The sequence below is a fragment of the Paenibacillus lacisoli genome (genome assembly GCF_030580655.1).
Classification (GTDB): domain Bacteria; phylum Bacillota; class Bacilli; order Paenibacillales; family Paenibacillaceae; genus Paenibacillus; species Paenibacillus lacisoli.
The window spans coordinates 21,914-48,156 of record NZ_JAUQTB010000010.1 but is presented as its reverse complement, the minus strand read 5'-3'; the positions used below and the strand labels follow the sequence as shown (position 1 = coordinate 48,156).

Below are 26,243 nucleotides of genomic sequence, written 5' to 3'. Positions count from 1 at the left end.
TAAAAGTTAATCAGCACACGGAGCTTTTTATTGATTACGCTTCGCCATCTGCTGCCACACGGTACCCGCGGCCTGTTCACCGGATTCAATCCGTTCCAGAGCCATCTTTGCCTGCAGGCTGACTTCGAATTCAGGGTCTTCCGCTGCGATCTTCAAGGCTTCGCGCGCCTCTTCGGTACCGACCTCATACATGAATCGCGCAGCACGCCAACGAACCAGCTTGCTGCTGTCGGAGAGCGCCTTCAGCATCACCTCGGTACCTGCCGGATCCCCGATGTCAGAGAGGGTATCACCTGCGGTACGGCGCACGGCAGCTGACTTATCCTCCATCGCTTTGTAGAGGAGCTGCATCGCTTCCGGTGTCTTCAGATCGCCGAGGTACACAACAGCCAGACGGCGGATCTGCATTTTCTCGTCGTCCAGTGCTTTGCTGATCAACGGCAGACGCTCCGGCGACGGCTCCAGCCGGTCGAGAGCAGCATAACGGGTCCGCCAGTCGGGATTGTCGAGGGCAGCCTCAATTTGAGTATCTGTCAGCTCGCCGCGCTGTTCCACGAATTCCTCCTGATTGGCGCCGTGCGCGATCGCCTGTTGAATCAGGCCCTGCAGACGCTCCTGCGGAAATGCGGCTTCCAGCTCCTGCTCGACCTCACGTGCAATGTCCGGCAGCTCGCCGTAACGTACACCGTAATCCACCAGCTTGCGCTCCTTGATCAACGTAGCGCTCGCGACCTCTGTAACCGCTTTGACGAAGCGGTCGGAGAGGGAGATCCGTTCTTCCTTGGTGCCGGCTTTTACCCGAATCTGCATCGGTACGCCGCGGAAGAACTGGACGAATACCTCTGCCTCGCCAAAATGTTCGCCTGTCGGGTCTTCCGGCACGACCCAGCTCTGCTCCAGACCTTCCTGTCCCAGCTTGTGCTGGACCTCACCCAGAATGGCAGACCAGTCCGCATTGCCTTTACGGTCAAGGGCAACAAAATCCGCGGTGTGGAAAACACTCTTCACGCCCTCAATCTGCAGCATTTGACGAATGAACGGTGGTGCGGAACGCTCATTATCGAGCGCATATGTTTTACGAATTCCGGCCGGCAGGCTCTCATCCAGATGGAGCATCATCGTGTTCGGGCTTGGCGTCGGTTCAATGGATGTAATTTTCATACAAGTAACGTACCTCCTGAAATCAAAATCATTCAAATTCGTACTGTCTTCCTTCTATTGTACCTTATTTTGTCGCTCCTAACATGAAGCGGAGGTGAAGGGAGGGAGTACAGCCATTTGCAGACGCAAATGGATAAAATAGCATGCCGTGTTACAAACTAAGCGGAGCGATGTATTAAAGGAGGGACTTGCAATGTTCCGCAAGCAGGAGAGATGGCTGATTCTTGTCTGTGTGATCGTGGCTGCCATTATGCTCTGGGGACTGGTCGAGAGCATGATGCGTATGTCGTCCCGGCATTAAAGCCGTTTGCACACAGTCTACTATCACGAGGAGTGAACCTGAGATGTATTCCATGGATCCTGTCCTGTTAAGCCGTATGCTGACCGGACTGACACTGTTTGTACATATTGTATTTGCGTCGATTGGCGTGGGAGTGCCGATGCTGATCGCACTGGCGGAATGGCGGGGAGTCCGGACCGGTGATCCGCATTATACGCTGCTGGCACGCCGCTGGGCACGCGGATTTGTCATTTCTGTAGCCGTCGGTGTCGTTACCGGTACTTCGATTGGTCTTCAGCTCAGTCTGCTCTGGCCGACCTTCATGCGGGTGGCCGGGCAGGCGATTGCGCTGCCGCTGTTTATGGAGACCTTTGCTTTCTTCGTGGAAGCCATTTTCCTGGGCATGTACCTGTATACCTGGGATCGCTTCAAGCGCAAATATACCCATCTTCTCCTGCTTATCCCGGTAGCGCTGGGTTCTTCGGCATCCGCTATTTTTATTACGACGGTAAATGCGTTCATGAACCAGCCGCAGGGATTTACGCTGGAGAACGGGATCATGACCCATATCCATCCGATCGCAGCCATTCTGAATCCGGCGACACCGACAAAGGTATCCCATGTGTTGGCGTCCTCCTATACGATGAGTGCTGGAACGCTCGCCGGCATTGCGGCCTTTAGTCTGCTGCGCAAGAGGAACCACCCCTATTTCAAAAAAGCGCTGAAGCTGACGGCCGTTGCCACCTTTGTCTTTGCCATCAGCACCGTCATGATCGGCGATGCCTCCGGTAAATTTCTGGCCAAATACCAGCCGGAGAAGCTGGCGGCCGCCGAATGGCATTTTGAGACGATGAAGAAAGCACCGCTGGTTTATGGCGGCATCCTGGACGATAACAACGAAGTCCGCTACGCCATAAAAATCCCCTATGCGCTCAGTATTCTGGCGGGTAATTTTCCAAGTACGGAAGTCATCGGACTGAACGAATTCCCGGAGGATGAGCGGCCGCCGCTGTCCATTCATTATATGTTTGACCTCAAAGTAACTACCGGAGTGCTGATTCTCGTCATCCCGCTGGTATATATGCTGCGCAGATGGCTGCCCGGCAAAACGACGTACCCGAAATCGCTGCTGCTGGCTCTCGTACTGGTAGGCCCGATGGCTATGGTGGCCATTGAGCTGGGCTGGATGTTTGCTGAGGTCGGGCGGCAGCCGTGGATTCTGCGCGGTTACATGAAAGTATCGGAGGCGGCGACGACCTCACGGAATGTGGGGTACATGCTGATTCTGTTCCTCTGCCTGTATATCATACTGTCCCTGTCCTGCATCAAGGTGCTGAGCAAGCTGTTCCGTAACAAGGATGCAATTGAGGAGCTCCGCCAGCTGGGGCTGGAAGGAGGAGGGACGCAGTGAGCTACGAGGTTGTCGGTATCACCGTCCTCTGGACCTTTCTGTTCGGCTATCTGCTGGTGGCTTCCATTGATTTTGGAGCAGGCTTCTTCAGCTTTTACAGCGTGCTGACAGGGCATCAGAACAAAATCCATAACATCATTCAGCGGTACCTGTCGCCAGTTTGGGAAGTGACGAATGTGTTTCTGATTTTTTTCGTTGTCGGTCTGGTCGGCTTTTTCCCGGATGCTGCCTATTTTTACGGAACGTCTCTGCTGGTGCCCGGGAGTCTGGCCATCGTGCTGATTGCAATCCGGGGCGTCTACTACGCCTATAACACCTATGGCAACCTGGGCAAAAACAGTATCTTCTATATGGCTCTTTACGGCGCGACAGGTCTGCTGATCCCGGCCGCTTTGTCCACGATTCTGGCCATCTCGGAAGGTGGAGTGATTGCAGCTGACAGCAGCGGGGTGCATGTGCGGTGGAGCTATTTTTTCTCAAATGCCTACACATGGTCGGTTGTCCTGCTGGCACTGGTCAGTGTGCTGTACATCTCGGCGATGTTCCTGACGTATTATGCGAAAAAGGCAGGCGACTCCGCAGCCTTCGAAGTGGTGCGCGGCTATTCACTGCTCTGGAGTGCACCTACTATTGCGGTCAGCGTCTTAACCTTCTTCACCATTAACCGCCAGAACTCGGAGCATTTCCGTAACATGCTGGACATGGCCTGGATGTTTGTTGCTTCGTTTATATGCTTTCTGATCGCCGTTTTTCTCGTCTGGCGGCGGCGCAGGCTGGGCATCGCTTTTGTGATGGTTATCCTGCAGTTCGCTTTCGCCTGGTATGGATATGGACGTTCGCATCTGCCTTACATTCTCTATCCCTACATTAACATTCATGAGAACTTTACCAACAGTACGATGGCGGTTGCGCTGATCACTGCATTCGTGGCCGGGTTATTCGTCCTGGTTCCGTCTCTGATTTTGCTGATGAGACTATTTCTCTTTGATGCCGGATATGTACGCGGGAAAAAGGGAGGTGAACACTGATGGCTGCTGCGTTCGAGCATTTTACCATCATGTATGAATCGCCGCTGATTATAGTGGCTGCCGTAGTGTTTCTGTTCATCTATGCGGCGAGATACCGCAATCCGAAGGATTAATGCAGAAAGCCGGCGTCCAGGGGGACACCGGCTTTTGGCTGTCTGGCAGGGTATTCATTTGGTTGAACCGGTATCGCTTATGACAGGTGTGTTCTCGTTCTCCTGCATTAGCTCGACCTTGCCGGGGAGGTAAATCCATTTGGCGCCAAGCCAGGTGTTAATTTTGTACCATTGGCCGGACTGGGCAAGGACCTGAACGGTTTGAGCAGGTACGGAGGCCCCGCTGGCTGACCGGAAGTTATTCTCGTTATACATGGCTGCCGGCTGGTTAAGCTGAATCCGTCCGCTAAGAGCCTTAGCGCCGCGGGTATACCGGTGTTTATTCAGCCACAGCTGGTATCCTTCATCAGCTATCCGAAGCCCGAGGGTCCGATTGCGGCTCCATTCAGCCTGGAAGGCAGACAGCGGCAGAGAAGTTTCACCCTGCTTCACGCCGATCTCCGGTGTGAACGCCGGACGGCCGAATGTCGTGATAAACCAGTCCGTATACCCGCCTCCGGAAGGATTAGCCGTCGGCTTGACCTGTGTATAGCCGGTAATAGCACTTACAATATCAGCCAAACGCTTATCACGCATCAGATTCTGCGGCAGGGTGTGAAAATTCCAGAACAGAATACGTCCGGCTGAATGATAGGATAATGCGATTTCCGGATCGATCTGATACGTAAACTGAACCAGACTTTGATTCTCGGCGGTCTGAAGCGGCCTGTTGCCTTTGTAATTCATCCAGCTTGGAGAGCCCGGACTATTCCAGATATGGGCCCAGTCGGCAGGATACTGCCGGTTCGGATCAATTCCCTGGGCGTTGGCCTTCCAGCGCAGGAAGCTGCGGCTTCCGCCATTCATCTGTACGAGTGCTTTCCAGGCGGTCTGCGGGAAAGCCTTCAGGCCCGACTGCTGCAGGGTAACACCATCCGGATTGACCATCGGAACGAACCAGATCGACGTCTCGTTCAGAATCTGCCTGACGTTATATGTTCCAATCTTGCGGTTCTCCTGATAAGCGGCGGCATACTGCTCCAACATGTACATATTCAGTGTACTGGTCAGCCATTCCCGCGCATGATGAGAACCGTTAATAAAGACAGATGCTTCCCCGTAACCGAGTTTGACGGCCCAGATTTCACGGCCGTAAGCCGTTTTGCCGATGGAATGGTAAGTCACCAGTTCGGGATAACGCGCTGCGAGCTCCTGAATGTCACGCGTCATGGCGGTATAGGAATACACCGATGCTGTATTCACTACCGAAGTCGGGGCTGCATCGGCGCGTCCGGGCGGCTGGCATACGGTGACGGCGAGAGCGAGCACGATAATAAGCAGGATGAGCGTGGTGGTGCGGAATTTGGTGTTGATTGTCATGCTGAAATATACATTCAAAATGAATCCTCCTAAGCATACAGCTGCTGATATATATACTCTATCGGAGGAAACCGTCTTTCTATTAAACAAGAAGAGTGCAGCAATGAAATTTTATACGATGTATAAGGATCCTTCTCTGATTCTCTGAATTGATACGTTGTTTGTTGAAACGGGTAATTGGGGATAAGGCTGACACAGGAAGGAGGCGTCTGTCCCATGCCGAAACTCCGATACAACAATATCGATAATGTGAGCACGGACAAGACCCTGAAACAATTCAGACAGTGGCGGGAGGACCGCCGGCAGAAGCAGAAGGATTACTCCTTCGTCGTTCCCAGCCACCAGGCCGAGATTGAATATCTTCACGCCAACCGTGAGGATACGAATATTACGTGGGTGGGACATTCCACCTTCTTCATTCAGTATCTGGGTCTGAATATGGTAACAGATCCGGTATGGGCGGAGCGGATGGGCTTCGAGCGCCGTCTGGCACCGCCGGGCATTGCCATCCAGGATGTGCCGCCGCTGGACGTGATTCTGCTCTCGCATTCCCATTATGACCATATGCATCTGGGTTCCTTGCGCAAGCTGTACCGGGCAGGTACGCTGCTGGTTGTGCCGGAAGGACTCAAGAAGAAGATGGTGCGTAAAGGCTTTCATCGCTGCCACGAGATGAAATGGTGGGAGCATATCAGCATTGGCGGGGTTAAGATCACCTTCGTTCCGGCGCAGCACTGGACGCGCCGCACACCATTTGATACCAATACTTCACATTGGGGCGGATTTGTGCTCCAGTCGGAGCAGCTGGAGCTTGAGCCGGCAGAAGCGCCGAAGGCGGAGAATGGGGAGGCTTCCGGGGAAACGGAGCTTAAGCCGCCAACGCTATATTTTGTGGGGGATACCGGTTATTTCCGCGGTTTCAAGGACATCGGGGAACGGTTCGATATTCATCTTACGCTCATGCCGATTGGCGCTTACGAGCCGGAATGGTTCATGACCTCCCAGCACGTGAACCCCGAAGAGGCGCTGCAGGGATTTCTCGATACGAATTCGGAGACGATGATCCCTATGCATTATGGAACATTCCGGCTTGCGGATGATACGGCACGGGAAGCGCTTGACCGGCTGGAGGCTGAACGGGAAAGGCTGGGAATCGATGCGGAGCGGATCCAGGTGCTGGGGCACGGGGAGACGCTGATTGTACACAACCGGCCGCCGCGAAAAGTAAAATAATCATTCAGGACAAGGGCTGTTTTGCGAAACGGCCCTTTTTTTGTGCTATAATAGAGAGAATGACTTCAGTCAGTAACTCTTGGCCTGAGTGCCAAATTAAATAAAGGATGGTAATGCATATATGATCAGTACAAGCGGCGTAACGCTCCGCTATGGCAAGCGCGCTCTTTTCGAAGACGTCACAATCAAGTTCACACCAGGCAACTGCTACGGCCTTATTGGCGCTAACGGTGCAGGGAAGTCCACTTTTCTGAAAATCCTGTCCGGTGAGATTGAAGCAAACTCCGGCGAGGTTCATATGACTCCGGGCGAACGTATGGCCATTCTGAAACAGAACCATTTCGAATATGACGAGTATGCGGTCCTCGAAACGGTAATTATGGGCCATGAACGTCTGTATAAAATCATGAAGGAAAAAGATGCTCTCTATGCCAAAGCTGACTTCTCTGAAGAAGACGGTATGCGTGCGGGTGAGCTGGAAGGCGAATTTGCTGAGCTGAATGGCTGGGATGCCGAGCCGGATGCAGCAGCGCTCCTGATCGGTTTGGGTATTCCGCGTGATCTCCACGATAAGAAGATGGCGGAGCTGAGCGGTAACGAGAAGGTCCGTGTACTCCTGGCCCAGGCTCTGTTCGGCCGTCCGAACAACCTTCTGCTTGACGAACCTACCAACCACTTGGATCTCGAATCCATTCAATGGCTGGAGAACTTCCTGATGGACTATGAAGGCACAGTTATCGTGGTGTCTCACGACCGTCACTTCCTGAACAAAGTATGTACGCATATCGCGGACATCGACTTCGGCAAAATCCAGCTGTATGTCGGCAACTATGACTTCTGGTATGAATCCAGCCAGCTGGCACTTGCACTGCAGCGTGAATCGAATAAGAAAAAAGAAGAGAAGATCAAGGAACTGCAGGCCTTTATCCAGCGTTTCTCGGCCAATGCCTCCAAGTCCAAGCAGGCGACTTCCCGTAAGAAGCAGCTGGATAAAATTACGCTGGACGATCTTCGTCCTTCGAACCGTAAATACCCGTTTCTCAACTTCAAGCCGGAGCGTGAAGCTGGCAAGCAGCTGCTTACCGTTGACCGTCTCAGCAAGTCTGTGGAAGGTGAGAAGATGCTGGATGAGCTCAGCTTTGTCGTGAATAAGGGAGACAAGATTGCTTTTGTTGGACCTAACGGCATGCCGAAATCACTGCTCTTCCAGATCCTGATGGGTGAGGTTGAAGCTGACGGCGGTGAATACACTTGGGGTGTAACGACTTCCCAGGCCTATTTCCCGAAAGATAACTCCGAATACTTCGACGGGGTCGAGATGAACCTGGTTGAATGGCTGCGCCAGTATTCCAAAGATCAGGATGAGACATTCCTGCGCGGCTTCCTGGGCCGCATGCTCTTCTCCGGCGAAGAGGCCCTGAAGAAAGCAAGCGTATTGTCCGGGGGAGAGAAGGTGCGCTGTATGCTGGCCAAAATGATGTTGAATGGCGCGAACGTGCTGATCTTCGACGAGCCGACGAACCACTTGGATCTGGAATCTATTACAGCGCTGAATAACGGTCTGATTGATTTTGACGGCACGCTGCTGTTCACCTCACATGACCATCAGTTTATCCAGACGATTGCGAACCGGATTATCGAAATTACGCCTAATGGTGTGATCGACCGTTCCATGAGCTACGACGAGTATCTTGAGAGTGAAGAGATCAAGCAGCTGCGTGAGCGTATGTATCCGGTGGAAATCAACTAATAGCATTGAATAGAAAAGGGGTGTCCCATAGCCGTCAAACGGCTGTGGGATACCCCTTTTTTTGGATCTGCCTCGGCCAGGCGGCCGTTCGGATATTAGGATCCTCCGGTGCGGCGGCGCTGGTTGTTCGGCTTTTTATTGTTTTGTGTTCTAAGTGTCTTGGTGGCGTTGCTTTGGAAGCCGTTCTGCGGTCCGTTTGAAGCCTGCTGCTTCTTCTGTGCCAGCTTTTGTTTCATGGCATCTGCCAAGCTGATTTTGCGTTTTTCTTCTTGATTCTCGCTCATATACGATCCTCCCGTGAATCCGTGTGATGGTCCCATTTTATACGTTTTTAAGGCCTGGGACAAGGGCAACCGGAGGAGGCTGTGATGAAGCTGCTGCAGGTAGTAATTAAAATAGTAACTAGCTCTCTTTTGCAGCAGGGAAATTTTTTTTCTCAAAGCCTACAGCAGTGGAGGAGCTCAACTCTTTTTCACTGCCACTACAGCCCTGCCGGTTGGCAACTATGTTTCTCTAGACCCACACGAAACGGGTCTGGTACCATAATGAAATTGAAACAAGAAAAGCATACAAAAGATGGAACTGAAGGAGTGTAGCTGTTTTGGGAGATGTATACGGGGATATACGCAAAGGGGAGCGGGGGGCCTGGATCAGTATTGCCGCTTATATCGTGCTGTCCGCTTTTAAACTGATATGCGGGATCTGGTTCGCTTCCAGTGCACTGACCGCGGACGGATTTAACAACGTAACCGACATTGTCGCATCCATAGCGGTGCTGATTGGACTTAAAATTTCGCGCAAGCCGCCGGACTCCGATCATGCTTACGGTCATTTTCGTGCAGAGACGATTGCGGCTTTGATTGCCTCTTTTATTATGGCAGCCGTTGGACTGCAGGTGCTTGTCGAGGCTGTCCGCTCCTTGTTCACGGGAGAAACCGTCCAGCCCGATATCCGTTCCGCTTGGGTGGCGCTGATTAGTGCAGTTGTAATGGGCGGTGTCTACCTATTCAACAGCAGGCTGGCCAAACAGATCAAGAACCAGGCCTTGATGGCTGCGGCAAAGGACAACCTGTCGGATGCGATGGTCAGTATCGGTGCAGCAGTCGGTATCCTGGGTGCGCAGCTAGGACTTCCCTGGCTGGATAAAGCAGCGGCGATTCTCGTAGGTTTCTTGATCTGCTATACAGCTTGGGGGATCTTCCGGGAATCGACTCACAGTCTGACAGACGGTTTTGATGAAGAGCGGCTATACGATCTCCGTACGACGATCGCCAGAACACCAGGGGTGGAAGGGATCCGTGATGTCAAAGCGAGAGTGCACGGAAATCATGTGCTGGTAGATGTTATCATCGAGGTAGATCCCGGGCTGACACTGGTGGAAGGTCACCAGATTAGTGACAAGATTGAAGAACGGATGAAAAAGGTCCATAACATTATGCATGTCCATGTGCATGTGGAACCCAAAGGGGTAGACCCGACTCCGGGTTATCTTCCGCATCAGCCGTCTTAGGACAAAGCTTAATGAAGGAGCCCTATGATGGATGAGAGGCAGCACAGCGGTGCTGCCTTTTTTGTTGTGAATGGCTGTAATGAAAAGTTAGTTGAAGCAGACGAAGAAGCTTTACAAAAAGATGAAGATTTTGACGCATTTAGCCGATATAATGGAAACAAAGCTATATGTCTATGAAAAATCAGGTGTTTCAAAGCGGATAAAGCGGTTTATAAACTAGAATTGCTGATGAAAATCAGAGATATTTTGGCAGTCAGGAGGAACAGAATGAAGAGCAGCAGATGGGGATTTATATGTATGTCAGCCGTGATTAGCTCGACAATCTGGCTCACACCCGGAGAGCCTGCGATGGCAGCAGCGGCAAGCACGGTGCAGAAGGCAACCATTATATCGGCAGTTAAATTGAGGCAGCTTCCTTCGACTTCTGGTGAGGTTGTCGGTTACATGAAGAAAGGGGAGCAGGTCACCGTACTGGAGAAAACCAATGCAAGCTGGTATAAGGTACAGACGGCAAGCGGACTTAAGGGATATACCAGCACGTCAAATCAATACATACAGATCAGCAGCAGTACATCGACCCCGAAACCTGTGACGTCCGCTTCCGCCCCGAGTACAACGAATACAGCAACTAAGACGTCAGCTGCTGCGACCAAGCCAACGTCCGCTTCATCCTTAACCTCATCCTCAGGCTCATTAACGACGGGGACGATTGTGTCTGCAGTGCGTTTGCGGGATAAGCCTTCTAACGAAGGAGAGATCCTGGGCTATATGAATCCAGGTGACCAGGTGACGGTTCTGGAGTTAACCAACGCTTACTGGACCAAGGTATCTACGGCGAGCGGGGCAGTGGGCTATACCAGCGCTTCCGAGAAGTACTTGAAGCTGGGTTCTGCAGTACCGTCATCCAATGCTTCACCCGTGCAGCAGGTTCAGGCCAGTGCGCCTTCGAGCTATGGATTAACCAACTCGCTAACAGCCGCAGCTGATGCAGAAGAGACAGCTCCACCAAGTAATGTACAGGCCTTGATTGAACAGGTCATCAGCACAGGAATGACTTATATCGGCACCCCCTACGAATATGGTTCAGACCGTAACTCGACAGCTACCTTTGACTGTTCAGCCTTTACACGCCAGATTTTCAGGGAAGCAGCCAGTCTTACCCTGCCGGCAGACTCCCGCTCACAGGGGGAGTGGATCAAGAAGAATAGTACGCCGGTCTACGATATGGGCAGCCTGAAGCGTGGTGATCTGGTCTTTTTCATGAACTACCAGCCAAGTACAGAAGCCTACAAGACACTGGATAAGACCAAACAGACGATCGGGCATGTGGCCCTGTACCTGGGCGATAACAAGCTCCTGCACACCTATTCTGTTGCAGCAGGGGGAGTGAAAGTGACCGATTTCAGTCCTTCCTGGCAGCTACGGTTCATGTATGGCGGTACTGTTCTGAAGTAAAGTGGAATTTTCTATTATAAAATAAACAGCAAAAAACCTCCCGCTTTAGAGCGGGAGGTTTTTTGAGGTATCGTGCACATCTTCAGCTGTGCACCGATCGTCTGATTACAGCTGTTATTTCTCCATGGAGAACATCTAGCTGAATTACTGGATGCGGATCCAGGCAGTACCTTTCCAAGTGTAAACTTCAACCCATCTCTCACCTGTAGAAGGATCGCCCCACTCTTCGCCAGTGGTGTTCAGCTTCTGAGCAGCCAGAGCACCCAGCATCATGCCGTGCGGCTGGGAGTAGAACATGGTTGTTTTGGTCAGAACGACAGGGATCGTCGGGTTATTGACAACGTTATCAGGTTTAACGATCGGTTCAGAGACAGCAGGAGCATATACAGAATTCGTTACAGATGAGTCGGAGTAAGTAACATTACTTACAGAAGGGGAATTAGTAGTAGTTGAAGTCGTTGTTGCAGGGTCTGCTGCCACCGCAGTAGCCATCGCAGCCATCAGGCCGAATGCAGCTGTAATCGAAACGAATTTTTTCATAAAATAATGTCCTCCTCGGATTTGGATTATGTATGATTGCAATCATGTCATAAAAATAACCAATTGACCCTGCAGATGAATCACATTACGCACAAATATTTCTAGAATATGTCGACAGTTCCATGGGGAAAACTTCCTCACCATATAAATAGTAGAAGGAAACAAGCAGAAAAAAACGGCGTATCCATGAGGATACACCGTTTTTTGAAATGACGCAACTCTTCTGAATGATACTGCCGGGTTAACGTATTCGTGTACCGCGTCCGAAGAACAGCGAGATGACGAACAGGACCAGGAAGATAAAGAAGAGAACCTTAGCAATTGAGGCTGCTGCCTCTACGATCCCGAAGAATCCGAAGATCCCTGCGATGATCGCGATAATTAATAAGATAACGGACCATTTTAACATGATGTTCACCTTTCCTTTCCAGATTAATGTCATGTGGCGGGCCATGCCGGCATATGTAGAATAGAAAATCATGATGCTGGCAACCGGCTTGGCACCGTGATGTAGTGTCATTAAACCGGACCCCCAGGGCTTGAAACATCTGGCCCGCAGAAGTTGTTTTCCCTGATTCATCCTTTGTTTCGGCTCAGAAATGAGGGGGTAACTATGCTGTAACGAAGCTCAAATAGCGACATGAAAGAGAGGTTATGTTCATGATTTGGCAGATTAGTATTGCAGTTATTGCTATTGCATTTGCTGTGCTAGTATTTTTCCTGATTAAAACCCTGCAGTCCGCTTCCGGTTCCCTCGATAAGGTAACCCAGACACTTCAGGATGTTCAGAAGACAGTGGATGAACTCAGTTATGAAGTTAAGCAGATGCTGAGACATGCGAATGACATTACAGTAGATGTGGAGTACAAGATGAAAAAAATCGACCCGGTTATGGAGTCTGTTAAAAACCTGGGTGACGTACTAAATGAGGTAACATCGGCAGCTAAGCAGGTATCGACTACATTAATGAGCCGTTTTCAGAAATCAAGCCAGACCGCCAAGGCCGTAGAAGCCAGCAAGCCGGTACACATGCCGCCTGCTACACCAGCTGAACGCACAGTACAAAGTTATGACGCTGTATACAACAAGAGCAAAGCCGGTAAGGGATCGGCCAACTGGCTGGGATATGTCGATGTTGCTGTCGGTCTCTGGCAGAAATTCCGTCATACCAAGGAACGGGCTTAATTTTATGATGTAACCAATCTGTCTGCGCATGGTAGATGTTGAAGCTGACCGTAAAAGGAAACCAGAAATGAAAGGGTGAAGCGTTTATGATCCAATTACTATTACTGCTGGCAGGTATTCTTGCCCCCCTGACGGTGAATGATACGGCTTCAGCTTCAACGAACCAGCCTCCGGAACAGGCAGTGCTTGCTGTTCGGGAAGAAGCACAGGTATCACCTCAATTCTTCAGAACGGTTAATGGGATCAGCCTGGATGACCGTCCGGCTGATGTCATTACGAAGAAGGGCCAGCCGCTCTCGGTTACCAAGGACAAGCTGCTCGGTACCACCGAATACCATTATAAGGATACGACTGTCGGATTTCTTGAAGGAATCGTAGATTATGTCCATATCCCGGATTCAGCGGGTGGCATGAAGCTTAACGATACTTGGATTCCTTTTCACGATCAGAAAATTAAGCTGATGATGGGCCAGGAGGAATTTTTAGCAGATGATGGTTTCGGTTATGTCCGGGACTACCGTGCGATCAAAATTTATCAGAACCAGGCCAGCGGCCATATTACCGGAGCAGATTTCTTTTTGGAATTTGGTGATGAATAGCGTTTCAAATCCGGTTGAATAGGGTAAAAGACCTGAGACAGTGTGAAACACCCCTGGTTATCAGGTATCTACTTACAAAACAGGAGGATGATCACAATGGCGGCAAATACAAAAGCTTATGCTAAAGTAGTGGAGAACGGGGTACAAGCCGTAGAGGCGGTGAAGGAACTTCGTAATACCGGCTATAGCTATGAAGATGTGTATGTATTGGCACACAGTACAGACCGTACTGACAAAATTGCTGAAACAGCTGACGCCAAGGAGATTGGGCGCAAGGAAGAGGGCATGTTCGATTCTCTTGCTAATCTGTTCCGTTCACGGGGAGATGAGCTCCGCGCAAAGATTCAATCCATGGGCTTCACCGAAGCGGAAGCTGATTTCTATGAGAAGGAATTGGACCAGGGCAAAATTCTCGTGATTGCCAATAAACTGACCTAACTCGGACTATTGATATATCACATCATATAATTTGAGAGAGCTGGCTGAAACGTGCTCCGGTGCTGTTTCATCAGCCAAAACATAGATAAGGAATGGGAGGAACAGCTCCCATTCCTTATCTATGTTTTTTGGATGGGCTGGAGTGAATTAGCATAGCCTTATCTCTAGCAAAAGTTATATGATAAGTTAGAACGTATTTTTAACTAATCGTCTGCGATCCTGTTTTTTACATCACATTTACTTGTTTTATATGATAAATTCCTACACGAAGGAGAGAACAATGAGAATTCTCATAGTTGATGACAACCCGACGAACATCATTATTATTCGTGAAATTCTGAAAAAAGAGGATTACCGTGACGTCATTACGGTCAGCTCTGCCAAAGAAATGCTGGATTATTTGGGCATAGGGGACAAGATGGCTGAATTACGCGCCAGACCTTCGGATATTGATCTCATCCTGCTGGATATGATGATGCCTGAAATGGACGGGATTGAGGCGTGCAGCATTGTGCAGCGATATGAGCATTTGAAGGATATTCCTATTATTATGGTTACTGCGGTTGGTGACTCCAAGAAATTGGCAGAAGCCCTGGATGCAGGCGCGTCGGACTATGTAACAAAACCAATTAACAAGGTGGAGCTGATGGCCCGTATCCGGCTTGCACTGCGGTTGAAGCAGGAGAAGGACTGGCATAAAGAGAGAGATCAGCGCATTCAGGACGAATTGAAGCTCGCAGGTATGGTGCAGCAGGCTGTCCTTAGCCCTCCGATTGAAGATACGCTTCTGAATGTGAATGCATTGTATAAGCCATCTTTCGAGTTGGCCGGAGATTTATATTCCTGGTATCCGCTCGGAGATGGCCGTTACGGCGTTGTGCTGCTTGACATGATGGGGCATGGTATTTCGTCCTCGTTATTCTGCATGTTCATCGCTTCTGTACTGAAGGACACAGTGACCACTTATGTAGAGCCCGAGAAGGTGATCCAGGAGCTGAACCGGAGATTTAATCAGCTGGATCTGGGCAAACAGCTCGTGCAGTATTATTTTACTGCCATTTACCTTGTCATTGACACACGGCTGAAGCGAATAGATTATGTGAATGCAGGCCACCCGCCGGGCTTGGTGTTCACCGGAAACGGCCAGGTCACGAAGCTGGACCGGGTGTGCTTCCCGGTTGGTTTGTTCGACAAAATTGAAGCAGAGCCCCAGACACTGTATTACGAGGGGGATGCCCATATCGCGCTTTATACCGACGGTCTGCTGGAAGCTATTGAAAGTGAAGATCAGGACGGCCAGCTTGATTTGCTGATCGATTCTCTGCAGGGCAGCCATCAATGGGATGAAACAGCCATGCGTCAAGCCTTCTTCTCGGGGGAACCCCATCCGGAGCGGGATGATGACAAATGTCTTGTCTGGATCTCATTGAAAGAAGGGGAGCAGGGAGTATGAAAATCAGAAACAAACTGATCATCGGATTCAGCTCGCTTATGGCGATTTTGTTGGTTTTGACGATGATCAGCTATGACCGCATGAATAATCTGAATGATCAGCTTAATAGTGTATATCAAGACCGTTACTTGAAAGTAAGGCAGTCGACTGCTATCCGGGGTCAAGTCAACGATGTTGCTAAAGTCGTAGCCAACCTGCTGCTGAACCCGACATCGTCGGTTGGTGAAGGAAAGGCACAGATTGATCAGGTTGCTGCCAAGGCGGCCAAATCCTTGGAAGCGATCCAGAAAAGCGCTGATTCAGCAGTTGAAATGCAGATGACCGACCGGGTCGTTGAGAATTGGAACAGCTTCCTGGCCTATAGTCAGCGTCAGATTAATCTGCTCGCGCAAGGCCGGATAGAGGAAGGTAATGCATACCGTAACAGCACAGGGCTTTCCGCCCAGAATGGGGCCATTACCAGTATCAATGATCTGGCTGTCTATCAGGATCGTCAGGTTGATGCTGAAATCGAGAAAGGAAATACCGAATACCAGCAGGCTGTACAGATCACTGTTGCCATTATGGCCGCAGGTCTGCTGCTCGGATTGGGCATCATATTATGGGTGCTGCCTAGCATCACCCGCGGGCTGAATACCGTATCCATGATGATCAATGGCTTCGGCAATAGCAGGTTTGGCGCAATCCGCAGGGTTAAGGTTACATCCAAGGATGAGATTGGTGAAGTGGCCCGGGTATTCCAAAACATGGCCGAGGACCTGGAAGAGAAGCAAAAGCTCGAACAGGCTTTCCTGCAAACGCAGAAGGACCAGGGCTGGCTGAATTCCAATATGGCACGAGTTACCGATCTGCTGCGCGGTGTGAATTCACGCCGGCAGCTGTCGCAGATGTTTATTAGCGAATTCACACCCATTCTGGGTGCAAATTACGGTGCGGTATACCTGCAGGACGAAGAGCATGGGCCAGATCAGCTGACTTTGACAGGCTCTTATGCCATGGATGATATGTCAGCTCCGCGCAAACAGGTCATCCCTGTTGGTGAAGGGCTTCTGGGACAGGTGGCACTGGATCGTACACCGCTTATGATTACGGAGTCGCCGGACGGCTACCTGAACATTGGCTCCGCCCTGGGCAGTGCCAAACCTGCGAGCATTATGATATACCCGATCGTATTTGAGGACGAGCTTTTGGGTGTCGTTGAGGTAGCCTCTTTTGAGCGCTTCAACGATCTGCAGGAGCAGCTGTTTGAACAGCTGATCCGGAATCTGGGTGTCATCGTTAATAATATTAACCGCCGCCTGCGCGTGGAAGAATTACTGCGCGAATCCCAGGCGCTGACGGAAGAGCTGCAGTGCCAATCGGAAGAGCTGCAGACCCAGCAGGAGGAGCTGAGACGCTCCAACGAGAACCTGGAGGAGCAGACGGACGCTCTGAAACGGTCGGAAGAATTGCTGCAGCGCCAGCAGGAAGAACTGGAGCATTTTAATACCGAGCTGATGGCCAAAACGAGAGCGCTCGAAGAGCAAGTGCGTGAGGTTGAGGAGAAGAGTGATGAAATCGAACGGGCGCGTGCTCAGCTGGAACAGCAGGCCATGCAGCTTGCCGTAACCAGCAAGTACAAGTCCGAATTCCTGGCCAACATGTCGCATGAGCTGCGCACTCCATTGAACAGTCTGCTGATCCTGTCCCAGCTGCTGGCTGAGAATAAGGAAGGCAACCTGAAGCCGAAACAGCGGGAATATGCCCAGACGATCTATATGTCGGGTGCCGATCTGCTGAAAATGATTGATGAGATTCTTGATTTATCCAAAGTAGATGCAGGTAAAATGGAGATCAATCATGAAAAGATTTATCTGAAAGAGATCAAGAGCTTTGTACAGCAGAACTTTGCTGCCGTTGCTTCCAAAAAAGGATTAAAGCTGGTGAATCAGGTGGATGGCAAGCTGCCGCCGATGTTTATCAGCGATGCCCACCGGGTGAAGCAAATTTTACGGAATCTGCTGTCTAACGCTTTTAAATTCACCAATTCAGGCTCCATTTCATTCACGGCAGATCCGGCGGATCCGGCCAAATTACCTTCTTATCTTGATAAAGATAAGGCCTACGTGGCCTTCTCTGTTAAGGATACCGGAATCGGGATCGCTCCAGATAAGACAGATTTGATCTTCGAGGCTTTCCAGCAGGTGGACGGGACCACAAGCCGTAAATACGGAGGCACGGGTCTTGGACTGTCGATCAGCCGCGAGCTGTCTCGCCTGCTTGGCGGCGGCATAGAGCTGGAATCCGAAGAGGGAAAAGGAAGCACCTTTACTCTTTATCTCCCGCTTGCTGAATCTTCAGAGGATTTGCAGGGCCAGCAGATATCCAGCCTGAATGAGCTGCAGGATGCGCTGGTGGAAGCGGCCGCGGCAGCTGAGAAACAGCCTGCCCGCAAGCCGGTCAAGGAGAAGGAAGAACGTGAAGCGGCAACTGAGGAAAATCAGCAGGAATCCTCACTGCCTGATATCCAGTCCATTGCGGATGACAAAGACAATATCGCAACTGGTGATAAAGTCCTGCTGATCATCGAAGACGACGCCAAGTTTGCAGCCATTCTGCTTGAGATGTCCCGCAGCCGCGGTTTTAAGACATTGGTTGCCCTGCGCGGGGATACAGGGCTTGAGATGGCGAGAACATATTTACCCGATGCTATCATCCTGGATATTCAGCTGCCAGTGATAGATGGCTGGTCCATTCTGGGCGAACTGAAGAGCGATTCAGCAACCCGCCATATCCCGGTGCATGTCATATCCATGATCGATGATGTGAAGCAGGGCCTCATGATGGGGGCCATTGCGTATCTCAAGAAACCGTCCTCCAAGGAGTCGCTGGACCGTGCGTTCTCTCACATCGAGTCCTATACGGAAAATACGGTTAAACGTCTGCTTATTGTTGAGGATGATGATATTCAGCGAAGCTCCATTATTGAGCTGATTGATCATGATGATGTTGCAATTACAGCGGTTCCTACAGGGCGGGAGGCTCTGGAAGAGCTGAGGCAGCAGCGTTATGACTGCATGGTCCTTGATCTGATGCTGACGGATATGACCGGATTCGAACTGCTGGATACGATTCGGGATGACGAGAATCTGAACGATCTTCCGATCATTATCTATACAGGTAAAGAACTGGACAGTAAGGAAGAGATGGAGCTGCGCAAGTATGCGGAATCCATCATCATTAAGGATGTGCGCTCACCGGAACGGCTTCTGGATGAAACTACGCTGTTCCTGCACAGGGTAGAGGCGAATCTGCCGGAGGATAAGCGGCGGATCCTGCAGAATCTGTATAATAAAGAAATGCTGTTTGAAGGGAAGAAAATATTGCTGGTCGATGATGATATCCGCAATGTATTCGCTCTTTCCAGTGTACTAGAAGGCTACCGGATGGATGTTACCTTTGCCGAGAATGGCAGAGAGGCCATCGAACTGCTGGAGAAGCATGGTGATTTCGACCTTGTTCTCATGGATATGATGATGCCGGAGATGGATGGTTATGAGGCTATGACCCGAATCCGCCAGATGTCGCAGTTCGAGAAGCTGCCGATTATTGCACTTACAGCCAAAGCCATGAAGGATGACCGCTCGAAGTGCATCGAGGCGGGAGCTTCGGATTATGTGAAGAAGCCGATTCAAACGGATCAACTTTTATCGTTAATGAGAGTCTGGTTGTATTCGTAGGCCGCTAATAGGGGTAATGAATATTCAATAAAGGATTTTACTAATGTATACCAGTATTTTCAGATATTTTGACAGAATTTAATTATGGAATTGGAGAGTAACTATGACACCGAAAGACTGGGTGGAGGGCGATGGCAGCATCGTCCCTGCTGCTAATGATGACGAGCGGGAAACCATTGAGATTGAGCTGTTACTGGAAGGGATCCACCGGCTATACGGATATGATTTCAGAAATTATGCCCTTCCTTCCCTGAAACGGCGCATTTTTCACCACATTCATGCTGAAAATTTGCAAACAATCTCCGGCCTGCAGGAGAAAGTGCTGCATGATCGGGCCTGCTTTGACAGACTGGTCCTTAATCTCTCCATTCCCGTGACTGAAATGTTTCGCGATCCAAGCTTGTTCAAAATGTTTCGGGAAAAGGTAATTCCCATTCTCCGGACATACCCTTATATACGCATCTGGCATGCAGGATGCTCTACGGGTGAAGAAGTTTATTCCATGGCGATTATGCTGCACGAAGAGGGATTATATGATAAGGCGCGGATTTATGCGACGGATATGAATGATCGTTCCCTGCAGCAGGCCAAGGAAGGTGTATACGGCATCGAACGAATGCAGCTGTACACGAAGAACTATTTGGAGGCAGGGGGAACCCAATCCTTTTCGGAGTATTATACAGCCAGGTATAACTCGGTCATGTTCCATCCGTTCCTGCGCAAAAATATAATCTTCGCCGAACACAATCTGGCTACAGACCGTTCTTTTAATGAATTTAATGTGATCTTTTGCCGGAATGTTATGATTTATTTCAACGATGAACTTAGAAATCATGTGCATGGCCTGTTCCATGAGAGTCTGAGCCATTTTGGTGTTCTGGTGCTGGGCTCCAAGGAATCGATTCAGTTTACCGATTACAGTCACTGTTATGAACCGCTTGATCGAAATGAAAAAGTATACAGGAAGATTAAATAGCAATATAGGAGGACTCCATGGGGTTTCATGAACCGATTCATATACTTTTGGTAGATGACCGCCCCGAGAATCTGCTGGCACTGGAAGCAGTCTTGGAGAGCGAACAATATAATCTTGTCAAAGCAACCTCGGGCGAAGAAGCATTGAGATGCTTATTAAAAGACGAGTTTGCCGTGATTGTATTGGATGTACAAATGCCGGGAATGGACGGAATTGAGACCGCCAAGCTGATTAAAGCCAGAGATAAAACCAAAGATATTCCCATTATCTTTATTTCCGCTAACAGCAAGGAGGCGGAACATCTTTTTGCAGGTTATTCGGCCGGCGGCATTGATTACATGGTCAAACCGTTCATTCCCCAGATTTTGAAATCCAAAATCGAAGGTTTTGTGAATATGTACCTGACCAACAAGCGCTTGAAAACCCAGTCCATACTGCTGCATCACAAGACCCAGGAGCTGGAGAAAATGAATCAGGAGCTCATGATGGCAAAGGAGGCGGCAGAAATTGCTGCGAATGCGAAGACTGAGTTCCTGGCTATGATGAGTCATGAGATTCGTACACCGATGAATGGGGTCATTGGTATGACGGACCTGCTGATGGAAACAGATCTGCAAGGGGAGCAGCGGGATTATGCAGATATCATCCGCCGCAGTGCAGATGCGTTGGTGGCGGTCATTAATGACATTCTCGACTTCACCAAGATGGAATCCGGCAAAATGGAGCTGGAAGAACATCCGTTTGACCTGATTGATTGCATCAGGGAGGTGTTCAGCATCTTCACGGTGGAGGTGACCCGAAAAAATCTGGAGCTGAATTATACGGTGGAACCTCAGGTGCCTAGTCTGCTGTATGGGGATATGGCCCGCCTTCGGCAGGTTTTGATCAACCTGATCTCCAATGCAGTCAAATTTACGGACCAGGGGCAGGTGCTGCTGCACGTAGGCTTGAAGAATCACGGCAGCGGACGCATCCTGCTGGAGTTTACTGTAAAGGATACAGGAATCGGAATATCAGCGGAGAAGAAGGACAAGCTGTTCCAGCCGTTCTCACAGCTGGATTCATCCATGACGCGTAAATATGGAGGGACCGGTCTTGGTCTTGCCATCTGCAAGACGCTTGTTCAGATGATGGGCGGCGATATCGGTGTAAACTCGGTGGAGAATGAAGGCGCGAGTTTTACGTTTACCGTGTCTTTTGCCCAGCAAGCAGAGGAAGACTTGCTGATTACAGGTGCAGAGGAATGGAGCCCTGTTCAAATCGAGCAGCGGCTGCCTGAGCAGGTTCCGAATGTGCTGGTCGTTGACGATCATCCTATTAATCAGAAGCTGATGGTCAGCATGGTTAACAAACTGGGGTTTACAGCGGATTTTGCCGCCGATGGCCGCCAGGCTCTAAACCTGGTACTGGAACGCAAGAACTATGACTATATCTTCATGGATCTGCAGATGCCTGTCATGGACGGTCTGGAGTGTACGCGGCTGATACGCCAGCATGCTGAAGAAACCGGCAAGCAGCCTGTAATTATTGCCATGACAGCGAACGTGATGGAGGGAATACAGGCCCGGTGTCAGGATGCAGGGATGAACGATTATATTAGCAAGCCCGTCAAGATCGGCAATGTGAAGCAGGTGATACAGCGTCATGCTGAGAATGGGGAACTTTACGGACCGGACCGAAATCAGATGAATCATGCCTGAGGGTATAATAACCACAGCTCCTTGGCAGCCTGTAGAACGAGAAGATTTTGTTCGTCTGCAGGCTGCTTCTGCGGGAATTGATCCCGATGTAGTGAACCACAATATATTACTATAACAAACATTACCAACCTTAGTTTAATAGAATCTTGTTTCAGAGTGCCCTGAAACGGGTTATTAGGTAAGGAAACTATTGTTCAGGAGAGAATGTCTATGAATACAAATAAAAATGATAAGTTCAACGCTACAACACAGGCGCAGGATGGCGCTACCACTGTTTTCTTAAGCGGAGAGCTGGATTTGTCGGTCGCTCCTGATTTTCGTCTTGTTATGGAACCGCTGGTGGGGAATTCCGAGCAAGATCTTGTTATCAACATGAAAGATCTCAAGTATATCGATAGTACGGGAATTGGGATCCTATTGTCTATTCTGAAAGCTCGACACGGGATGGAATCCCGCTTTATCGTGCAGGACGTTCCGACGCATATTCAAAAACTGTTCGATATGACGGGGATTGCCAAGTTCTTTGCCCCCCAGGAGAATTCCCAATAGGAAAGGATCGAAGAAGGAATGAACGCTGAAATTCAAAAAGTAGTACTCAATTTGCCGGCGACCGCAGAATTTGTGGATATTGTAAGACTCAACTTGTACGGAATTGCTTCCAAAATGGGATTCTCTTACGAAGATATTGAAGATATGAAGGTAGCTGTGTCCGAAGCATGCAACAACTCGGTTTTGTACGCGTATGGACAGGAGCATGGCATGGTTGAAGTTTCTTTTGAATTTGACGAAGAAGCATTATCCATCATTGTTAAAGACGAAGGCGAAAGCTTTGACCGTGTGGAACATGCCGCAGATCGCACAACTCTGCATGACAAGGACATTCACGATGTTCAGATCGGCGGGTTGGGATTCTATCTCATGCAGGCGCTTATGGATGATGTCAGCGTAACAAATGAAGCTGGAAAGGGAACCAAAGTGGTACTCTACAAGCGTCTCACAAGAAGTGAGGAGAAAGTATGAATGAAAATGTGACTCCCCCTGAGTCCATGGACGAAGCTGTAGGGCTGATTTGGGAATACCAGCAGACGAAGGATAATGAAATTGCGACAGTCCTTATTCGTAAATATGAGCCTATGGTAAAGATGGCTGCGGGCAAAATCGCACGAAACCGTCCCGATCTGTACGAGGATTTATATCAGACCGGCCAAATGGCACTTATAAGACTTCTGCAGCAGTATGATGTTAATCTGGGTATTCCTTTTGAGCCCTATGCTATGAAATCCATGATCGGACATATGAAAAATTTCCTTCGGGATAAGTCATGGTACATACAGGTACCTCGGCGCATCAAGGAAAAGGGCGCACTGGTACAGCATGCTATCGATGAATTAACCGTGAAGCTGGAGCGGTCTCCGGATGTTAAGGAAATCGCTGAATATCTAGACCTTTCCGTGGAGGAAACGGTTGAAGTGTTGGCGGGACGTGAATGTTACCATTACGTATCCCTGGACTCACCGTTATCACAGGAAGAAAGTGCAGCGACGCTGGGAGAGCTGATCAGCGCAGATGTCAACGACTTTGATGCGGTTGAGAAGCGGATGGATTTGCAGCAGGCACTCAGCCAACTCAAGGAACAGGAACAGAAGGTATTGCTTCTGGCTTTCCAGGATGGGCAATCACAGCGAGCTATAGCACAAAAGCTTGGCGTATCGCAGATGAGTGTCTCGCGCATTCAGAAGCGCGCTACTGAGAAATTGAAGCAGATCATGTCAAACTCATCGTTCTAATGGGAAGTACTCATTTCTATAATCAATTCCATAGATTGTGAAAGGACACGCGATTATCCTGCGGGATGTATAGCGTGTCCTTTTTTGAAGCATATTCACATCAGCTACAGAAAGGAGAGCTACGAATGGTTGATCTGCAGCCGCATTACACAGTGTTATCTTTTGCCGGTTCATGGGAATGGGTAGATATTGCAGGGGAAGATATGCAGGCGGAGCAGATTCAGGAGCTGAAGTCCAAGCATCCGGAGACTGTAGAATGGTTGAAGCTAACCGAGCGCTATGAGACCAATTATATCTCTGTCCGCTTCCCGGATGGCATACATCCCGTTATTTTCGGAACCTTATTATACTCCGTCAAGGAACATATTGATTCACGGCGAAGCTGTAATGTATTCCACTTTTATGTCTCTCGTGATCGCTTGTTTACCGTCAATCTGGATGAGCATACCCGGGAAACAATGAAAAATAAAGACCGGACGGTTATGCTGCACCAGTGCGGGGATGCCGTAGACGGTATGTTTGTGCTGGCACGCACCGTCCTGCATTATTTCCAGCGGGGGATGGACCGGTTTGAGATTAATCTGCGTGAGCTGGAAGACGAAATGCATGACAGGAATACCCGTACCTTAATGGACCGAATTTTGGATGCACGCTTTGAACTCCTCTTCTGGAGCAATCTGTGTATCCCTTTTGCCGAATTTATTACTGCCTCCAAGGAGGCATTTACGGAGGAAGAGCTAAATAAAAGCCGTTTTTACTCCCACCTGTTTCATCGTGTTGAGCGCCTGCAGCAGCTGATTAACCATTACGAGAAGGAAATCAGCACGCTGATATCTATCGATGATGCCGTGTCTGCCTTTCGGGGCAACGAAATTATGAAGACACTGACCATCGTAACCTCGGTGTTTACTCCAGCTACCGTAGTAGGTGCCATCTGGGGGATGAACTTCGAGAATCTGCCATGGATAAAGACAGGCTGGGGATTTGCTTTTACAATTACGTTTACCTTATCCTGCATGGCGGGGATGTATGGCTGGATGAGAGCGAAAGGTTGGACAGGAGACCTCTTGAAGAACAACAGCAAACGTAAAAATCTCTAGAGACCAAAAGAACCCATGTCTGCGTATCGTTTGCTCCGCAGTTTGGGTTCTTGTACGTTGGTTCTTGTATAAGTATAAGCTTGTTTAAGAAGTGCTCCGTGAACTCTGAATCAAGTCCAGCAGATTGGCGATGTATTCGCCCACGATCGGCAGATTCAAATTGACGAGAAGCGTCAGAATCCAGACAAGCAGAGCTAAAATGACAACTGTGCCCAGGGAAAGTCCTAATCCTCTGGCTATACCTGCAGTGAGGTTACTGATAATCCGCTTTTTGGGACTCGTGTAATTTTGGAGCATATCCATGAAATCTGATTTCTCCAGGGTGTCCGCAATTTTATCCAGACGGGTATTCAGCCGTTTAACTTCATGGCGGAGTTCGAATGGATGTTCATCGACCTCATAGCTGTTAACTTTGGAAGCCTTCTTGTCATCGGTTTGCGCTGAGGCAGGGTCAGCCTTAAGGGTGCGGGTGTTCTGATCTGACGGCCGGGAGCCGCGCTGTGGGTAGGGACTGGCTTTACTCATGGTCTCACGCCTTTCTGGAACATAATAATAATTCAAAATTTCGTTACAATAACAATAGCCAGCTCCAAGCGAGCTGGCTATTTCACGGTCTCTTCCTGGTCACAAGAGAGTTTATATTGGATTAGTAGGAAGAACCGGATGTAGATTTAGAGCTGGAAGTTGTAGAGCTGCTGATCTCGTTTTTAGCTTCTTTAGCTGTTTCTGCGGCACTTTCCATGACTTCCTTATCCGCCTGAACCGCTTGATCTGCGACTTCAGCCGAAGCACCTTTCACGGAGGATAAAATGCTGCTGCTGCTGTCGGCTACCGTTTTGGCAAGATCAGAAGTCTTGGAAGAAACCGTTTTGGCCAGCTCGGATGCCTTGGTGCCTACAACGGACGCCACATCGCGGGTTTTGCCGCCTACGGTAACAGCTTTTTCGGACAAATCACTGCGCAATTCACGTCCTGGTTTAGGGGCGAATAAAAGTGCTGCTGCTGCACCGATCAGACCGCCAATAATCAGGCCTTTCGAGAACGTAGAACCGCTTTGTACAGGGTATTCTGTTTCTGCTTTATTCATAACTAATCACTCCTTAATTATAGTGTACAAATGATCAACCTGAACTCCGGTACTTAGGTGGTACGTCGGAACAATCTGGATACCAGACCCAGTAGGAAGACGAAAATGGCTGTACCGATAATGGCCGGGATAATCGCGAAACCGGCAATATCAGGACCCCAGTTTCCGAAGAGCCATGCACCAATCCAAGCGCCTACAAAACCGGCGACCATGGAACCGATGATACCTCCCGGCATATCGTGACCCACAAGGGCATCACCGATTAATCCAATTACGATAGCCATGATGACACTAATGATAATTCCCCACATATTCGACCGCCTCACTTTCTCCAATTTTTCGTTATTCGTTAGCTGTTC

General features: G+C 49.6%; 27 protein-coding genes. 19 read left to right on the top strand and 8 right to left on the bottom strand.

All coding sequences use genetic code 11. The features are described 5' to 3' along the window. Positions 1-27: 27 nt before the first annotated feature. The gene (locus Q5741_RS15755; protein ID WP_305025074.1) at positions 28-1,161 is read right to left on the bottom strand and encodes a virulence factor; all 1,134 of its coding nucleotides are present in this window, start codon (positions 1,159-1,161) and stop codon (positions 28-30) included. A gap of 344 nt (positions 1,162-1,505) precedes the next feature. Between Q5741_RS15755 and Q5741_RS15750 the strand changes: the two genes are divergently transcribed. Genes Q5741_RS15750 through cydS form a run of 3 tightly spaced genes read left to right on the top strand, consistent with a single transcriptional unit; the run spans position 1,506 to position 3,993 of the window. Then, complete coding sequence (locus Q5741_RS15750; RefSeq protein WP_305025073.1) at positions 1,506-2,852, top strand: cytochrome ubiquinol oxidase subunit I; 1,347 nt, start codon at positions 1,506-1,508, stop codon at positions 2,850-2,852. Continuing rightward, positions 2,849-3,880 (top strand): cytochrome d ubiquinol oxidase subunit II, encoded by a 1,032-nt coding sequence (locus Q5741_RS15745; RefSeq protein WP_305025072.1) that lies wholly within the window; start codon positions 2,849-2,851, stop codon positions 3,878-3,880. Before Q5741_RS15750 ends, Q5741_RS15745 begins: the two co-directional genes overlap by 4 nt. Next, positions 3,880-3,993, top strand: coding sequence for a cytochrome bd oxidase small subunit CydS (gene cydS, locus Q5741_RS21680; protein ID WP_407074369.1), 114 nt, complete (start codon positions 3,880-3,882; stop codon positions 3,991-3,993). The genes Q5741_RS15745 and cydS overlap by 1 nt, the downstream gene beginning before the upstream one ends. Before the next feature lie 54 nt (positions 3,994-4,047). On the opposite strand, the gene Q5741_RS15740 is transcribed toward cydS, so the two are convergent. After that, positions 4,048-5,370, bottom strand: a complete 1,323-nt coding sequence (locus tag Q5741_RS15740) for a M14 family zinc carboxypeptidase (RefSeq protein WP_305025071.1) — start codon at positions 5,368-5,370, stop codon at positions 4,048-4,050. A 198-nt stretch (positions 5,371-5,568) separates the two neighbouring features. On the opposite strand from Q5741_RS15740, the gene Q5741_RS15735 reads away from it, so the two are divergent. Together Q5741_RS15735 and Q5741_RS15730 are read left to right on the top strand one after the other, a co-directional pair. Further along, on the top strand, positions 5,569-6,585 hold the full coding sequence (locus tag Q5741_RS15735) for an MBL fold metallo-hydrolase (RefSeq protein ID WP_305025070.1): 1,017 nt from the start codon (positions 5,569-5,571) through the stop codon (positions 6,583-6,585). Positions 6,586-6,706: 121 nt separating this feature from the next. Further along, entirely contained in the window at positions 6,707-8,335 is a 1,629-nt protein-coding gene (locus Q5741_RS15730) for an ABC-F family ATP-binding cassette domain-containing protein (RefSeq protein ID WP_305025069.1), read from the top strand. 95 nt (positions 8,336-8,430) lie between these two features. Here Q5741_RS15730 and Q5741_RS15725 read toward each other — a convergent pair whose 3' ends face one another. Beyond that, positions 8,431-8,619 carry a hypothetical protein gene (locus Q5741_RS15725; RefSeq protein WP_305025068.1) on the bottom strand — a complete coding sequence of 63 codons (189 nt, stop codon included), beginning with the start codon at positions 8,617-8,619 and terminating at the stop codon, positions 8,431-8,433. A 317-nt stretch (positions 8,620-8,936) separates the two neighbouring features. On the opposite strand from Q5741_RS15725, the gene Q5741_RS15720 reads away from it, so the two are divergent. From Q5741_RS15720 to Q5741_RS15710, 3 genes are all read left to right on the top strand, one after another. After that, the gene (locus tag Q5741_RS15720) at positions 8,937-9,845 is read left to right on the top strand and encodes a cation diffusion facilitator family transporter (protein ID WP_305025067.1); all 909 of its coding nucleotides are present in this window, start codon (positions 8,937-8,939) and stop codon (positions 9,843-9,845) included. A gap of 27 nt (positions 9,846-9,872) precedes the next feature. Further along, positions 9,873-10,022 (top strand): hypothetical protein, encoded by a 150-nt coding sequence (locus tag Q5741_RS15715; protein ID WP_305025066.1) that lies wholly within the window; start codon positions 9,873-9,875, stop codon positions 10,020-10,022. A gap of 90 nt (positions 10,023-10,112) precedes the next feature. Next, on the top strand, positions 10,113-11,300 hold the full coding sequence (locus Q5741_RS15710; protein ID WP_305025065.1) for a C40 family peptidase: 1,188 nt from the start codon (positions 10,113-10,115) through the stop codon (positions 11,298-11,300). Between the two features lie 144 nt (positions 11,301-11,444). Here Q5741_RS15710 and Q5741_RS15705 read toward each other — a convergent pair whose 3' ends face one another. After that, positions 11,445-11,840, bottom strand: a complete 396-nt coding sequence (locus tag Q5741_RS15705; RefSeq protein WP_305025064.1) for a hypothetical protein — start codon at positions 11,838-11,840, stop codon at positions 11,445-11,447. Between the two features lie 241 nt (positions 11,841-12,081). Then, positions 12,082-12,249 carry a DUF1328 domain-containing protein gene (locus tag Q5741_RS15700; protein ID WP_305025151.1) on the bottom strand — a complete coding sequence of 56 codons (168 nt, stop codon included), beginning with the start codon at positions 12,247-12,249 and terminating at the stop codon, positions 12,082-12,084. 251 nt (positions 12,250-12,500) lie between these two features. Between Q5741_RS15700 and Q5741_RS15695 the strand changes: the two genes are divergently transcribed. The 11 genes from Q5741_RS15695 (at position 12,501) to Q5741_RS15645 (ending at position 24,797) form a co-directional block, all read left to right on the top strand. After that, positions 12,501-13,025 (top strand): DUF948 domain-containing protein, encoded by a 525-nt coding sequence (locus Q5741_RS15695; RefSeq protein ID WP_305025063.1) that lies wholly within the window; start codon positions 12,501-12,503, stop codon positions 13,023-13,025. 86 nt (positions 13,026-13,111) lie between these two features. Then, complete coding sequence (locus tag Q5741_RS15690; protein WP_305025061.1) at positions 13,112-13,624, top strand: hypothetical protein; 513 nt, start codon at positions 13,112-13,114, stop codon at positions 13,622-13,624. 96 nt (positions 13,625-13,720) lie between these two features. After that, a complete protein-coding gene (locus tag Q5741_RS15685) occupies positions 13,721-14,062 on the top strand; it encodes a general stress protein (RefSeq protein ID WP_305025060.1) in 342 nt (113 codons plus the stop codon). Between the two features lie 280 nt (positions 14,063-14,342). Beyond that, a complete protein-coding gene (locus Q5741_RS15680; RefSeq protein WP_305025059.1) occupies positions 14,343-15,515 on the top strand; it encodes a SpoIIE family protein phosphatase in 1,173 nt (390 codons plus the stop codon). Beyond that, the gene (locus tag Q5741_RS15675; RefSeq protein ID WP_305025058.1) at positions 15,512-19,234 is read left to right on the top strand and encodes a response regulator; all 3,723 of its coding nucleotides are present in this window, start codon (positions 15,512-15,514) and stop codon (positions 19,232-19,234) included. Before Q5741_RS15680 ends, Q5741_RS15675 begins: the two co-directional genes overlap by 4 nt. A gap of 103 nt (positions 19,235-19,337) precedes the next feature. Beyond that, on the top strand, positions 19,338-20,210 hold the full coding sequence (locus Q5741_RS15670) for a CheR family methyltransferase (RefSeq protein WP_305025057.1): 873 nt from the start codon (positions 19,338-19,340) through the stop codon (positions 20,208-20,210). Between the two features lie 17 nt (positions 20,211-20,227). Continuing rightward, entirely contained in the window at positions 20,228-21,910 is a 1,683-nt protein-coding gene (locus Q5741_RS15665) for a response regulator (RefSeq protein ID WP_305025056.1), read from the top strand. A gap of 210 nt (positions 21,911-22,120) precedes the next feature. Then, positions 22,121-22,459, top strand: a complete 339-nt coding sequence (locus Q5741_RS15660) for an STAS domain-containing protein (RefSeq protein ID WP_305025055.1) — start codon at positions 22,121-22,123, stop codon at positions 22,457-22,459. 18 nt (positions 22,460-22,477) lie between these two features. After that, positions 22,478-22,930, top strand: a complete 453-nt coding sequence (gene rsbW, locus Q5741_RS15655; RefSeq protein ID WP_305025054.1) for an anti-sigma B factor RsbW — start codon at positions 22,478-22,480, stop codon at positions 22,928-22,930. After that, positions 22,927-23,697, top strand: a complete 771-nt coding sequence (locus Q5741_RS15650) for a sigma-70 family RNA polymerase sigma factor (protein WP_305025053.1) — start codon at positions 22,927-22,929, stop codon at positions 23,695-23,697. Before rsbW ends, Q5741_RS15650 begins: the two co-directional genes overlap by 4 nt. Before the next feature lie 125 nt (positions 23,698-23,822). Continuing rightward, on the top strand, positions 23,823-24,797 hold the full coding sequence (locus Q5741_RS15645) for a magnesium transporter CorA family protein (protein ID WP_305025052.1): 975 nt from the start codon (positions 23,823-23,825) through the stop codon (positions 24,795-24,797). Positions 24,798-24,881: 84 nt separating this feature from the next. On the opposite strand, the gene Q5741_RS15640 is transcribed toward Q5741_RS15645, so the two are convergent. From Q5741_RS15640 to Q5741_RS15630, 3 genes are all read right to left on the bottom strand, one after another. Further along, positions 24,882-25,322, bottom strand: coding sequence for a DUF5665 domain-containing protein (locus Q5741_RS15640; RefSeq protein WP_305025049.1), 441 nt, complete (start codon positions 25,320-25,322; stop codon positions 24,882-24,884). A 121-nt stretch (positions 25,323-25,443) separates the two neighbouring features. Then, the gene (locus tag Q5741_RS15635; protein WP_305025048.1) at positions 25,444-25,884 is read right to left on the bottom strand and encodes a YtxH domain-containing protein; all 441 of its coding nucleotides are present in this window, start codon (positions 25,882-25,884) and stop codon (positions 25,444-25,446) included. 53 nt (positions 25,885-25,937) lie between these two features. Beyond that, positions 25,938-26,195: a GlsB/YeaQ/YmgE family stress response membrane protein gene (locus Q5741_RS15630; protein WP_305025047.1), complete on the bottom strand. Its 258-nt coding sequence runs from the start codon at positions 26,193-26,195 to the stop codon at positions 25,938-25,940. Positions 26,196-26,243: the final 48 nt, after the last annotated feature.